Origin of the sequence: Streptococcus mitis (genome assembly GCF_000722695.1) — a bacterium.
In the GTDB taxonomy this organism is placed as follows: Bacteria; Bacillota; Bacilli; order Lactobacillales; family Streptococcaceae; genus Streptococcus; species Streptococcus mitis_O.
Genome location: NZ_JPFU01000002.1, coordinates 129,627 through 142,175 on the forward strand (window position 1 = coordinate 129,627; position 12,549 = coordinate 142,175).

General features: G+C 39.3%; 9 protein-coding genes and 1 CRISPR repeat array. Of the genes, 5 read left to right on the forward strand and 4 right to left on the reverse strand.

The genetic code is table 11. The features are described 5' to 3' along the window. Positions 1–52: 52 nt before the first annotated feature. The 5 genes from SK629_RS00780 (at position 53) to SK629_RS00800 (ending at position 4,300) form a co-directional block, all read left to right on the forward strand. Complete coding sequence (locus SK629_RS00780; RefSeq protein WP_042900199.1) at positions 53–964, forward strand: DMT family transporter; 912 nt, start codon at positions 53–55, stop codon at positions 962–964. Positions 965–1,192: 228 nt separating this feature from the next. Next, positions 1,193–1,891 (forward strand): 2,3,4,5-tetrahydropyridine-2,6-dicarboxylate N-acetyltransferase, encoded by a 699-nt coding sequence (dapD, locus tag SK629_RS00785; RefSeq protein ID WP_000127443.1) that lies wholly within the window; start codon positions 1,193–1,195, stop codon positions 1,889–1,891. A gap of 66 nt (positions 1,892–1,957) precedes the next feature. Further along, on the forward strand, positions 1,958–3,088 hold the full coding sequence (locus tag SK629_RS00790; RefSeq protein ID WP_042900165.1) for an N-acetyldiaminopimelate deacetylase: 1,131 nt from the start codon (positions 1,958–1,960) through the stop codon (positions 3,086–3,088). Positions 3,089–3,099: 11 nt separating this feature from the next. Further along, a complete protein-coding gene (locus SK629_RS00795; RefSeq protein ID WP_042900166.1) occupies positions 3,100–3,639 on the forward strand; it encodes a 5-formyltetrahydrofolate cyclo-ligase in 540 nt (179 codons plus the stop codon). Next, a complete protein-coding gene (locus SK629_RS00800) occupies positions 3,623–4,300 on the forward strand; it encodes a rhomboid family intramembrane serine protease (protein WP_042900167.1) in 678 nt (225 codons plus the stop codon). The genes SK629_RS00795 and SK629_RS00800 overlap by 17 nt, the downstream gene beginning before the upstream one ends. 61 nt (positions 4,301–4,361) lie before the next feature. Beyond that, a CRISPR array of direct repeats spans positions 4,362–6,377; the repeat unit is 36 nt; unit sequence GTTTTGGAACCATTCGAAACAACACAGCTCTAAAAC. 90 nt (positions 6,378–6,467) lie between these two features. Here SK629_RS00800 and csn2 read toward each other — a convergent pair. From csn2 to cas9, 4 genes are read right to left on the reverse strand one after another with little or no spacing between them, the layout of a single operon-like run. Continuing rightward, the gene (gene csn2, locus SK629_RS00805) at positions 6,468–7,130 is read right to left on the reverse strand and encodes a type II-A CRISPR-associated protein Csn2 (RefSeq protein WP_042900168.1); all 663 of its coding nucleotides are present in this window, start codon (positions 7,128–7,130) and stop codon (positions 6,468–6,470) included. Further along, positions 7,120–7,464 (reverse strand): CRISPR-associated endonuclease Cas2, encoded by a 345-nt coding sequence (gene cas2 / locus SK629_RS00810; RefSeq protein ID WP_042900169.1) that lies wholly within the window; start codon positions 7,462–7,464, stop codon positions 7,120–7,122. Before cas2 ends, csn2 begins: the two co-directional genes overlap by 11 nt. Continuing rightward, complete coding sequence (gene cas1, locus SK629_RS00815) at positions 7,461–8,327, reverse strand: type II CRISPR-associated endonuclease Cas1 (protein WP_042900170.1); 867 nt, start codon at positions 8,325–8,327, stop codon at positions 7,461–7,463. Before cas1 ends, cas2 begins: the two co-directional genes overlap by 4 nt. Further along, a complete protein-coding gene (gene cas9 / locus SK629_RS00820) occupies positions 8,327–12,505 on the reverse strand; it encodes a type II CRISPR RNA-guided endonuclease Cas9 (protein WP_042900171.1) in 4,179 nt (1,392 codons plus the stop codon). The genes cas1 and cas9 overlap by 1 nt, the downstream gene beginning before the upstream one ends. Between the last annotated feature and the right edge of the window lie 44 nt (positions 12,506–12,549).

Sequence of the window (12,549 nt, forward strand, 5' to 3'; positions counted from 1 at the left end):
GTGGCATTGATTGCCACTTTTTTCTTTTTCCCTTTCGTGTTACAATAAAGGTATGAATCAGTATCAGAAAAAGATTGTTAAAGGAACCATTTATTCGCTTCTATCTGGCTTAATCTGGGGAATCTGTGGAATTCTAGGAGAGTATTTCTTTACTCATTATCAGGTTTCTTCGGGCTGGATTACCTCTATGCGTTTGACACTGGCAGGGAGTCTTGTGCTCATTTGGTCTGCAGTGCAATTAAAATCGCAAGTGCTAGATATTTGGCGAGATAAGAAAAATTACCTGCCTTTTTTAGCCTACGCTATTTTGGGAATTTTCTCAGTCCAGTATTTTTTCTATCTCTGCGTAGAATACTCAAATGCAGCGACAGCGACTATTTTACAGTTCATCAGTCCAGTCTTTATCCTCTTTTACAATCGCTTGGTTTATCAAAAACGAGCGTCAAAAAGCGCTATTTTCTATGTTTTGGTTGCCATGCTGGGTGTTTGCTTGATGGCGACAAAGGGAGACCTCTCTCAGTTATCTATGACTCCACTAGCCCTTATAACAGGTCTGCTGAGTGCCATGGGTGTTATGTTTAATGTTATCTTACCTCAACCTTTTGCTAAGCGCTATGGTTTTGTACCGACGGTTGGGTGGGGGATGATTTTGGCCGGTTTATTTAGCAATGTCCTCTCGCCAGTATATCAGCTTTCCTTTACTCTTGATATTTGGAGTATCTTGATTTGTCTCATTATCGCTTTCTTTGGGACGGCTTTTGCTTTTTTTATTTCCATGAAGGCTGTGTCCTTGGTTTCTCCTTTGGTGGTTTCTGTTATCAGTGCCAGTGAACCCCTCTCTTCTGCCCTTTTGAGTGTTTTGTTTTTAGGCTTGGTAGTGGATTGGTCTCTTCTTCTAGCGATGGCCCTGATTATTTTACCCATGATTTTCCTATCGATAGAAGAAGCGAAAGAAAGTAAATAAAAAGTCTTTTCTTAATTCTAAAAGTGTGCTATACTAGAATAGTCAATAAAACACGGGGAGATAGTTGTGAAGAGTGTTTTTAGGTTGTATCGGTAGGGGCTTGCTTTTACCGACAGCACGTTTTATCTCACATCCCTAAAAATCATACCTAAAAACAAACAAAAAGGCTTCAAATTTGAGGCCTTTTTTGGTAGAATAGGTATCATTAAAATGAACTAGGAGGCGCTTATGACTGCTACAAAAATGAACGCACAAGAAATTATCCAATTTATCGCCAATGCTGAAAAGAAAACCAGTGTTAAAGTAACCTTTGAGGGGGAACTTGCAACCGCTGTACCAAGCTCTGTTGTCAAACTAGGGAATGTCCTATTCGGAGACTGGAAAGATGTGGCTCCGCTTCTTGATGGCTTGGTAGAAAATCAAGACTATGTTGTTGAGCAAGATGCTCGCAATTCTGCAGTTCCTTTGCTAGATAAACGTGCTATCAACGCTCGTATCGAGCCAGGTGCGATTATCCGTGACCAAGTTGAAATTGGTGATAATGCTGTTATCATGATGGGAGCTGTTATCAATATCGGTGCTGAAATTGGCGCAGGAACTATGATTGACATGGGGGCTATCCTTGGTGGCCGCGCTATCGTTGGGAAAAACAGCCACGTTGGTGCAGGTGCCGTTCTTGCAGGTGTAATTGAGCCAGCTAGCGCTGAACCAGTCCGCGTCGGAGACAATGTTCTTATCGGAGCCAATGCAGTGGTTATCGAAGGGGTCCAAATCGGTAGTGGTTCAGTTGTCGCAGCAGGAGCTATTGTTACTCAAGATGTCCCAGAAAACGTGGTAGTAGCAGGTGTTCCAGCTCGCATTATCAAAGAAATTGATGCCCAAACTCAACAAAAAACAGCGCTAGAAGATGCGCTTCGTACCTTGTAATTGTAAATGAAAAATAGAGGCGGAACCCTTTTCCAGCCTCTTTCTGCTATATAGGAGGACAGATAGATGTTAGATTTGATTCAGACTAGACGAGATTTGCACCAGATTCCGGAGATTGGCTTGGAGGAGTTCAAGACTCAGGCTTATCTGCTGGATGTGATTGAGAAATTGACTGCGGGCAAGGATTTTGTCCAAGTTCGTACTTGGCGGACAGGAATTTTGGTCTATTTGCAGGGAAGTCAGCCAGAGCGGACCATTGGTTGGAGAACAGATATTGATGGCCTGCCTATCGTCGAACAAACAGGGCTACCTTTCGCTTCTCAGCACCAAGGTCGTATGCATGCTTGTGGTCATGATTTTCACATGACCATTGCCTTGGGCTGTCTTGAGCGAGTCCTTGAGCAGCAACCCAAGAACAATCTGCTCTTTCTGTTTCAGCCTGCTGAAGAAAATGAAGCAGGTGGTATGCTCATGTATGAGGACGGGGCTTTTGGAGATTGGCTACCAGACCAATTTTATGGTCTTCATGTTCGACCGGATCTTAAGGTTGGACAGATTGCGACCAATACTCATACACTCTTTGCAGGGACTTGCGAGGTGAAGATCCGTTTCAAAGGCAAAGGTGGACACGCAGCTTTTCCTCATGAAGCCAATGACGCTTTGGTGGCGGCTAGTTACTTTATAACCCAGGTGCAGTCAGTTGTCAGCCGCAATGTCAACCCAATCGAGGGAGCAGTGGTGACCTTTGGTCTTTTCCAAGCTGGAACAACAAACAATGTCATCACAGATACAGCCTTTCTGCATGGAACTATTCGGGCCTTGACACAGGACATGACTCTTTTGGTACAAAAGAGGGTCAAAACAGTTGCAGAAGGAGTTGCAGCTGCCTTTGATATGGAAGTCGAAGTCGAACTCAAACAAGGTGGATACCTGCCTGTCGAGAACAATCCAGTCTTGGCGCGTGAACTGATGGACTTTTTTGAAGAAAAAGAGGGAATCGAGTTGATTGATATCGAGCCTGCTATGACAGGTGAGGACTTTGGTTATCTCCTTTCAAAGGTAGATGGCGTTATGTTCTGGCTGGGTATCGATAGTCCCTACGCTCTTCATCACCCTCAGATGACTCCGAAGGAAGAGGCTCTAGCAATTGGGGTGGATGCGGTCTCTAGTTTCCTGAAAAAGAAGGCAGCAGAGTAGAGGAATTGGCTATGAAATCGGAATTACGCAAGCAAGTCTTGCAAGAAATGAAGGCTTTATCTCAAGAACAAAAACAGGCTATAGACCAAGCTTTAACCGAGCGAATTTTACAACACCCCTTTTACCAAGAAGCTAAAATCATCGCAACCTACCTCTCTTTTCCTCATGAGTTTCAAACGCAGGGATTGATTGAGCAGGCGCTGAGGGATGGCAAGAAGGTTCTAATACCAAAAACCTATCCCAAGGGGCGCATGGACTTTGTAGTCTATGATCCGCAACAACTGGTCAAAACTTCCTTTGGCTTACTGGAACCACAGGGAGATTTGGAAGTGGTGGATGTCTCTCAGATTGATTTGATTCATGTTCCAGGGCTGGCTTTTACGAGAGAGGGCTATCGGATTGGCTATGGTGGAGGTTATTATGACCGCTATCTGGAACATTTTTCTGGTCATACTTTGAGTACGGTTTATCCTTGTCAAATTCGGGATTTTATACCTGAGGACCATGATATTCCTGTTCAGGAGGTACTGATTGATGAAAGAAATCTTTGATAGGCGTTACCCTGTGACGAGTTTCTTCCTCTTAGTGACGGCCTTGGTATTTCTACTAATGTTGGTGACTACAGGTGGAAACTTTGACAGGGCAGATACCCTATTTCGATTTGGAGCCATGTACGGACCTGCCATTCGCCTCTTTCCTGAGCAGATTTGGCGTCTCTTCTCTGCCATTTTTGTCCATATTGGGTGGGAGCATTTCATTGTCAATATGCTTTCGCTTTATTATCTTGGAAGGCAGGTAGAGGAGATTTTCGGATCCAAGCAGTTTTTCTTTCTATATCTTTTATCAGGAATGATGGGCAATCTCTTTGTTTTTGAGTTTAGTCCTAAATCCATAGCGGCAGGTGCATCCACCTCTCTTTATGGTCTTTTTGCCGCGATTATCATTCTTCGCTATGCTACGCGCAATCCTTATATCCAACAGCTAGGACAGTCTTATTTGACACTTTTTGTGATTAACATTATTGGAAGTGTTCTGATTCCAGGAATCAGCCTAGCTGGCCATATCGGAGGTGCAGTTGGTGGAGCATTTCTAGCAGTTATCTTTCCAGTTAGAGGCGAAAGACGGATGTATAGCGCTAGTCAGAGACTGGTAGCGGTAGTGTTATTCGTAGGACTCTCAGTATTGCTTCTCTACAAGGGAATGGGGTTGTGACGACTAATATGTAAACTTGAATAAGAAAAAAGCTACTTAAAAAATGAGTAGCTTTTAATGTGCTTTGAAATCATTCGAAATAACACAGCTCTAAAACTTTCGAGTGCTTTTGATTAAAAGAATTTCTGTTTAGGAACCATTTGAAACAATACAGCTCTAAAACACACGGATAGCCAGCGTCCTGTCCTTAGCAGTTTTGGAACCATTCGAAACAACACAGCTCTAAAACGAGCTGACTACCTTAATGATTTTTTCAAGGGTTTTGGAACCATTCGAAACAACACAGCTCTAAAACGAGTTCGTGACAGTTACCCTCTTCTTCCATGTTTTGGAACCATTCGAAACAACACAGCTCTAAAACCCATTTCACTCAATTCGACCGGATTAATTCGTTTTGGAACCATTCGAAACAACACAGCTCTAAAACTTCAAACCAAAGTCCTAAATTAGAAATTTTGTTTTGGAACCATTCGAAACAACACAGCTCTAAAACTCAGCAAGGCTCGTGCCATAATCTTCTCTGGTTTTGGAACCATTCGAAACAACACAGCTCTAAAACTTCGTCAAAGACTGGATGAAACAGAGCAGAGTTTTGGAACCATTCGAAACAACACAGCTCTAAAACGTTTCTGCAATTGTTCAGCCGGATCATCAAGTTTTGGAACCATTCGAAACAACACAGCTCTAAAACTGTGAACGACTCTGCCTTTGATTTCTGCTCGTTTTGGAACCATTCGAAACAACACAGCTCTAAAACAACTGCCTACATAAACGAGTTAGGAAGATTGTTTTGGAACCATTCGAAACAACACAGCTCTAAAACTTACAAACCATATTGACATAGAGTCGGAACGTTTTGGAACCATTCGAAACAACACAGCTCTAAAACAACTTGTTATTGCATCACAAGCATTACGTGGTTTTGGAACCATTCGAAACAACACAGCTCTAAAACATATTATACGGAAGACTATAATACACCTTAGTTTTGGAACCATTCGAAACAACACAGCTCTAAAACTAAATGCTTGTTTACAATGTGCGTACACACGTTTTGGAACCATTCGAAACAACACAGCTCTAAAACAACTTATCAAACAAGACCAGCAACTCTCCAGTTTTGGAACCATTCGAAACAACACAGCTCTAAAACTGTGAACGACTCTGCCTTTGATTTCTGCTCGTTTTGGAACCATTCGAAACAACACAGCTCTAAAACAACTGCCTACATAAACGAGTTAGGAAGATTGTTTTGGAACCATTCGAAACAACACAGCTCTAAAACTTACAAACCATATTGACATAGAGTCGGAACGTTTTGGAACCATTCGAAACAACACAGCTCTAAAACAACTTGTTATTGCATCACAAGCATTACGTGGTTTTGGAACCATTCGAAACAACACAGCTCTAAAACATATTATACGGAAGACTATAATACACCTTAGTTTTGGAACCATTCGAAACAACACAGCTCTAAAACGCGTCTTGATCTGTAATTGTAAAAGAAACAGTTTTGGAACCATTCGAAACAACACAGCTCTAAAACACAAGACATAACACGATATCTGATTCTTTTGTTTTGGAACCATTCGAAACAACACAGCTCTAAAACGCTTGTTACGAGTTAGCTGGTTTTTATTTGGTTTTGGAACCATTCGAAACAACACAGCTCTAAAACTATGTTCCATTCTCTTTTGAAGAACAAAATGTTTTGGAACCATTCGAAACAACACAGCTCTAAAACGTCAAATCAACCTAAAAAACCTCTTTACACGTTTTGGAACCATTCGAAACAACACAGCTCTAAAACCTGATAGGAAAAACGTTTCTGGTATGTTCTGTTTTGGAACCATTCGAAACAACACAGCTCTAAAACTGCGATTGATACGATGACGATAACTCAAAGGTTTTGGAACCATTCGAAACAACACAGCTCTAAAACACCTCTGCCTCTGCATAACCTTTAGATGTTGTTTTGGAACCATTCGAAACAACACAGCTCTAAAACGCTGCAACTGATTGAGCGATTTCTGCCGCTGTTTTGGAACCATTCGAAACAACACAGCTCTAAAACCTCGTAGAAAAATTTTTCTCACGAAATTTCGTAATCGCGCCATTCGTCCCAGCCAGACTTCAGCTCGTCAGGTTCCAATTGTTACTCTTATTATACCATATTTTCAGGGTTCAAGAAATAGTCTTGATCCAATACATACTGCGGAAAATCATAGATTTGCCGAGGCTCAATAAACAAGACGGACAGTTGATTGAGTTGGATATACTCTATCAAATTTACTAACTCATCCTTTGATAGATAGGCGGATGCATTGATGAAAACAAGGAGTTTCTTTTTAGAAAGATATTTAAAAACCTGGACAATTTCTAGCATCTTTTCAAAAGGTGTATCACTCAGGGTTTCGACTTTGACACCAAGTGCATCGATTAACTCTAGAATGGTAATTTCATCATACTCTAGGTCTAACTCGTTTTCTAAACACTCAAATGCTAGCAATTCTGTAATCGTAGCAACCAGCTTTTCAATCATGGATTTGACTTCGGGCTTGTCATTGAGCTGATTTTCAAGATCTGCATGTATCAGCTTGAGCATCGCAGGTGAGTTGAGATTGTATCCTAAGACATCCGTTATCACTAGTAATTCAGCTTCTTTCAGAGCTTTTAGATTTCTATCAAACAACTTCAACTCCCCATCATCAGTATATTGGTAGAATTGCGTGACGATAGTTGAAAAGGTAAACTGGTCTTCCAACACTAAAAAAGTGGCATTTTCAATAGCTAATGGTTCATCCAGTAGTGGGAAATTAATCTTCATCTCTAGGCTCCTCTCCTAGAAAGACCAAGCGTGCATCGGAATTTGCTATGCTGGTATTTCGTTCGCCATTTAAGTAAATCATACGAGAAAACTGCTTTTCTGTAATGGTTAAGAGAGTAATGTTCCCCTTTTTAGGGTTATGGGTCTTGAGTCGCTCAATCATGGCGTTATTAGCAGAGTTGTTGAGCAAGAGTTTGCTATAGATGGAGAATTGGTGCATGATAAATCCCTCATCTATGAGGAACTTCCGAAATTTCCGATAGGCCTTGCGTTCCTCTACGGTATCAACTGGCATATCAAACATTAAAATCATACGCATATATCGATAATTCATATCCTAAACTCAGGAACTCCTTTCTCGGGTTGATTGAGAGCTTGGATGACTTTCTTAGTATAGTCACTGATGATATTGGACAGGTACATATCTTTACCATTGTAGTGGAAGGTGTCTGAGAAAATAGTAAAAAGTTCTCGTTTGATTTTGATAAAAGAACTGTTTCGATTTTCATAGACAATTCTGTCAATAATCGGACGGAAAGGCTCCATAATATCACTGGCTAGGTTGAATTGATTGAACTGATTGGCATGTTTCAAGCCAAACTGAGTCATACAGCCAGACAAAACAATCTCACGCGCAAACATACTCAAAATCAAAGTGTAGCCATAGTCTAAGGCAGCATTAACATCACTATCTTGCTCACGATTAAAATCATTTCCAAACAAGGTGTTGAAATAAATACGAGCTGCGTGTCCCTCACGGTTACTAGGATCAAACAAATCCAATCCATGATAGAGATCGATGACGGACTGGCTCTTTTCCAGAAAACCACAACTCCCCAGATAAAAAGCTTGATTGAGAATTTTTTGTGCAATGATGGTTGTCCATATTTCCGCCTTTACATCTTCATTCCAAGCAATTTGACGAGAGAGTTGCAAACTGGAATCATGACGACCGTAGTAAGGCATTAAATATGCTGTTGGTAAGCGTTTATCATCACAAAAGATGACCAGAATATTTTCATCCACCAAGCGCTTTATCAGCATAGTGGAGAGAACAATATCTGTCGTCTCCAAAAGCAGGATGTCCACCTCGGACAGGTGAATTAACTCTGTTCGAGAGGCATCTTTAAAAATCAAGTGGTTATTCTTGTAGGAGAGTTTAGAGTGCGTATTGACTACAATAGTTCTCCATCCCATTAGTCTTCTCCTAATTTGCTTAAGTCAATCCGAGTCTCGTAGAGACCAGTGATGGATTGGTGGATGAGGGTGGCGTTGAGGAGTGAAGAAGGTGTATAGTCTCTGTATCGTGGAATTTTTACTCCCAAGAACTCGAAGTCAGAAGCACTTCCTTGTGAAGTTAACTCGAATAAGCCAGCATTTTTACTATTTCTTGGACCAATGAAACTGAAACATAACTTTTCGATATCAACTGTTTCCCAATCAATAAATGCTTGTCTGATTCTTTCTCCATTTTTTAATGCGCCTACATATTTATCGTTAAAATCAAGTACAGATTCTAAAAGTTTAGCAAAATCATTTCGATGTTTCTCAACATACTCTAAGTGTTCTGGTTCAAGTGTTTTATTAATATTCTTAGCATGATACAAAAGAGTTGTATACTTTTCGGAGATGACCAATTCATTACCTTTATGAATTTCTCCTCGTTTATTGTTTGTCGATAGAATACTTGCTAGTCTTCTTCTTGTACCATCAGGAAACTCAAACAAACTATATTTAGGTAAAGTAATAGTTGATAGAATTTTTATGTATCCTTTTTCAAGAAGATAGTTTTCTTTGTTCTTTTCAAAATTTATTTTATCTAAAATAGAGATACCTTGAAATTCAAGGACTGTCTTTTGTTGTTTTTTCGCTCCTTTTTCAATAATAGCTTTAACTAAGACCGCGTATGAGTTAGAAATACCAGCGTAACCACCGTATTTTCGTGGGTCAAGCCCTTGTTTAATTGGGACAAGATTTTCTTTACTATCTTCTGAAGGTTTAGGAGATGGATTAGAATTGAACAATCCTCTAGGTTTACCTCTATCTAGACCATGTGTTTGAATCTCTGTCTTCTTCACAATATTCACCTGCGGAAGTGAAAGAACTTTTTTAATTGTAGCGAAATCTTTTTCTTTATTCCAAGCGATTTCTCCAGTATCCTTAGAGTATTCGATATTCTCTCGTTTTACGATGGTTCCGTCTGCGTAATGCACCTCTTCTTTAAAGAAGTTCAACAAGTTTGAGTAGAAGAAATACTTTTCAGTTGCTTTTTCAACATCTTTAGGATCTTTGGATCTTGAGATGTAGCGCTTAAGATCGTACTTTTGATAGTCACCATAGACGAATTCAGGCTCTAGTTTAGGATATTTCTTAAGGATAGCCTTAGCCACTACTGCATTTAAGTAGGCATCATGTGCATGGTGGTAGTCATTGATTTCCCGCACCTTATATAACTTAAATTCTTTACGGAAGTTGGAAACTAGATTGGATTTCAAAGTGATAATTTTGACGTTACGGTTCTTCTTATCCTTCTCAGTCACTTCTGTATTAAAACGGGCATCCAAAATCTGGGCAACATGTTTTGTGATTTGCCGTGTTTCAACTAGTTGGCGTCTGATAAAGCCAACTTTATCTCGCTCATCTAGCCCACCACGTTCAGCCTTGGTTAAATTATTAAATTTACGTTCTGAAATCAATTTGGAATCCAGTAATTGTTGCCAAAAAGCTTTTCTTTTTTGAACAACCTCTAAACTTGGAACATTATCAGATTTACCACGATTATCCTTTGAACTAGTCAAGACACGGTTGTCTAGAGAATCATCTTTTATAAAAGCCTGTGGGACGATATGGTCAATGTCATAGCTACTTAGTTGGTTGATGTCAAGAGGTTCCCCAGTGTACATATCCTTCCCATTTTGGAGATAGTAAAGGAAGAGACGGTCGTTTTGAAGTTGAATATTATCTGTTGGATATTCTTTTAATATATTTGAATCAAGTCCAGGTGCTAAATTTTTTAGTGCATCTTCAATGCGTTTATATCTTTGTTGGGAATTCTTTTTCCCTCTGGCAGTTGTCTGATTTTCTCGTGCCATCTCAATCACAATGGACTCGGGAGTGTGGCCCATAATCTTGACAAGTTCATCAACAATCTTGATACTTTGTAAAATTCCTTTTTTGATAGCAGGACTACCTGGGAGTTCATGGACAATTTGCTTCACATCGTTTGTCCTACCAACCACTTGTGCTTTTTGAATAATGTCTTTGAAGGAAAGCCCGTCATCATTGATTAACTGCATAAAATTACGATTGCTGTAGCCGTCATCAATCAAGTAGTCAAGAATTGTTTTACCAGTTTTTTTATCACAGATACCGTTGATTAGCTTAGCAGAGAGTTTTCCCCAACCAGTATAATGTCGACGAATCAGTGCTTTAATCACTTTTTCATCAAAGAGAGAGTCATATTGAGCAAGACGTTGCTTGATCATCTCACGATCTTCAAAGATAGTGAGCGTGTGGATGATATTTTCAAGAGTTGCTTCATTTTCAGCATCATCCATAAACGCTTTATCCTTGATTATTTTAAGTAAATCATGATAAGTAGAAAGACTAGCGTTAAATTGTTTTTCAATTCCTTTTAGTTCGATTCCATCGTAGCCATCAACATTGTGTAGGTACTGAGTGATGTCTTTTTCAGTTACTTTTCTTTTCTCTTTGAATAATTGATTGACAATTTGCTTCTTTTGCCCACTATCAAGGAATTGATAGTCTCTCAATCCCTCTGCAATAAATTTTACTTTTGTTAATTCATTGTAGACAGCAAATGTTTCATACAAGAGACTATGCTTGGGCAAAACTTTTTCCTCTGGCAGATACAAGTCATAGTTAGTCATCTTATTGATGAAGTCTTCCGCAGAGCTTGCTTGATCAACAATTTCTTCAAAATTCCAAGGTCGGATTGCTTGGTCAGAATTTCGAGTAAGCCAAGCAAAATCACCATTGCCACGAGCCAATGGACCAACATAGTATGGAATACGGAACGTTAAGATTTTCTTTATCTTTTCTTTATTTTCTTGCAGAAATGGATAATGTTCTCCTTGCCGACGGATAATGGCATTCATTTCTTGAAGATGAATTTGATGAGGGATAGAACCATTATCAAAGGTCCGTTGTTTTTTCAAGAAATCTTCACGTTCAATTTTATCAAGGAAATAATCTGATCCTTCAAATTTAGAGAGAAGATTTTTGATGTACTTGTAAAATGCTTCTTGAGTGGTTTTGCCATTGATATACCCAGCATACCCATCTTTAGATTGGTCAGAGAAAACTTCATCATATTTTTCTTGAAGATTGTTTTGGATGAATTGTTTTAGAGCCGCTAAGTCTTTTTGGTGGTTTTCATAGCGCTCAATCATAGATGCTGATAGTGGAGCCTTGGTTGAAGGATCTGTGACAGTCAAAATTCCTGATAGAAGAATAGCATCATAGAGTTTTTTAGCGGCCACGAAAAGCTCTGCAAAACCATCTCCAATTTGTCCGAGTAAGTTTTCCAAATCATCATCGTAGGTATCCTTAGAGAATTGTAGCGGAGCTTTTTCTTCCAAGTCAAAATGTTTTTTAAACTCAGCTTGATTTCCTACAATTAACTTGAGAAATTCCGAAAATAAACCAGTGGATTTTTCATCAGGAAAGAGTTTTAGAACGCGTTCTCTCTTTGCAGATTTACTAATTTTATCAGTAAAAATTGCTTCTACTTGTGCGTTTTGTCCACTAAGTGAACTTCCTTCAAAGGTGTTGTCGTAAATGCTTATAAACTCGTTAAAGATTTTTTGGATATCATTGTTTTTAATATCGAAAGATTCTTCATATAAAAAATGTCCGCGGTATTTAATCATATGAGCTAATGCTAGATAGATTAAGCGCAAGTCAGCTTTTTCTTTTGAGTCCGCCAGCTGTTTCCTCAAATGATAGATAGTTGGGAAATTCTTATGATATTCTTTTTCTTCTGCTAAGGTAGCAAAAATAGGATATTTACTTCCTCTTTTATCCTCAGGAACTAAAAAGGAGTCATCTAATCGATGAAAGAAACTACTATCCACCTTGCTTATTTCCGGAGAAAAGATTTCTTGAAGATAGCGAAGACGATTTTTTCGACGTGTATAGCGACGGCGCGCGGTTCGTTTTAGACGTCTATCTTCAGCAGTAGTTCCTTCATCAAATAATAAAGCTCCAATTAGATTTTTCTTGATAAAGTGTTTATCAGTATTGCCTAGAACTTTCATCTTTTTTGATGGCACCTTATAGTCATCCGTAATGACGGCCCATCCGACGCTGTTTGTTCCGATATCAAGTCCGATAGAGTAATTGTTATTGTTCATATGGTTATAAACCTCCTTTGTATTAAATTATAATTTTTTAAAAA

What these genes read in the sequence shown, in the direction of transcription:
- SK629_RS00780 (WP_042900199.1), top strand. Translation starts at nt 53, where the DNA reads ATGAATCAGTATCAGAAAAAGATTGTTAAAGGAACCATTTATTCGCTT.
- dapD (WP_000127443.1), top strand. Translation starts at nt 1,193, where the DNA reads ATGACTGCTACAAAAATGAACGCACAAGAAATTATCCAATTTATCGCC.
- SK629_RS00790 (WP_042900165.1), top strand. Translation starts at nt 1,958, where the DNA reads ATGTTAGATTTGATTCAGACTAGACGAGATTTGCACCAGATTCCGGAG.
- SK629_RS00795 (WP_042900166.1), top strand. Translation starts at nt 3,100, where the DNA reads ATGAAATCGGAATTACGCAAGCAAGTCTTGCAAGAAATGAAGGCTTTA.
- SK629_RS00800 (WP_042900167.1), top strand. Translation starts at nt 3,623, where the DNA reads ATGAAAGAAATCTTTGATAGGCGTTACCCTGTGACGAGTTTCTTCCTC.
- csn2 (WP_042900168.1), bottom strand. Translation starts at nt 7,130, where the DNA reads ATGAAGATTAATTTCCCACTACTGGATGAACCATTAGCTATTGAAAAT.
- cas2 (WP_042900169.1), bottom strand. Translation starts at nt 7,464, where the DNA reads ATGAATTATCGATATATGCGTATGATTTTAATGTTTGATATGCCAGTT.
- cas1 (WP_042900170.1), bottom strand. Translation starts at nt 8,327, where the DNA reads ATGGGATGGAGAACTATTGTAGTCAATACGCACTCTAAACTCTCCTAC.
- cas9 (WP_042900171.1), bottom strand. Translation starts at nt 12,505, where the DNA reads ATGAACAATAACAATTACTCTATCGGACTTGATATCGGAACAAACAGC.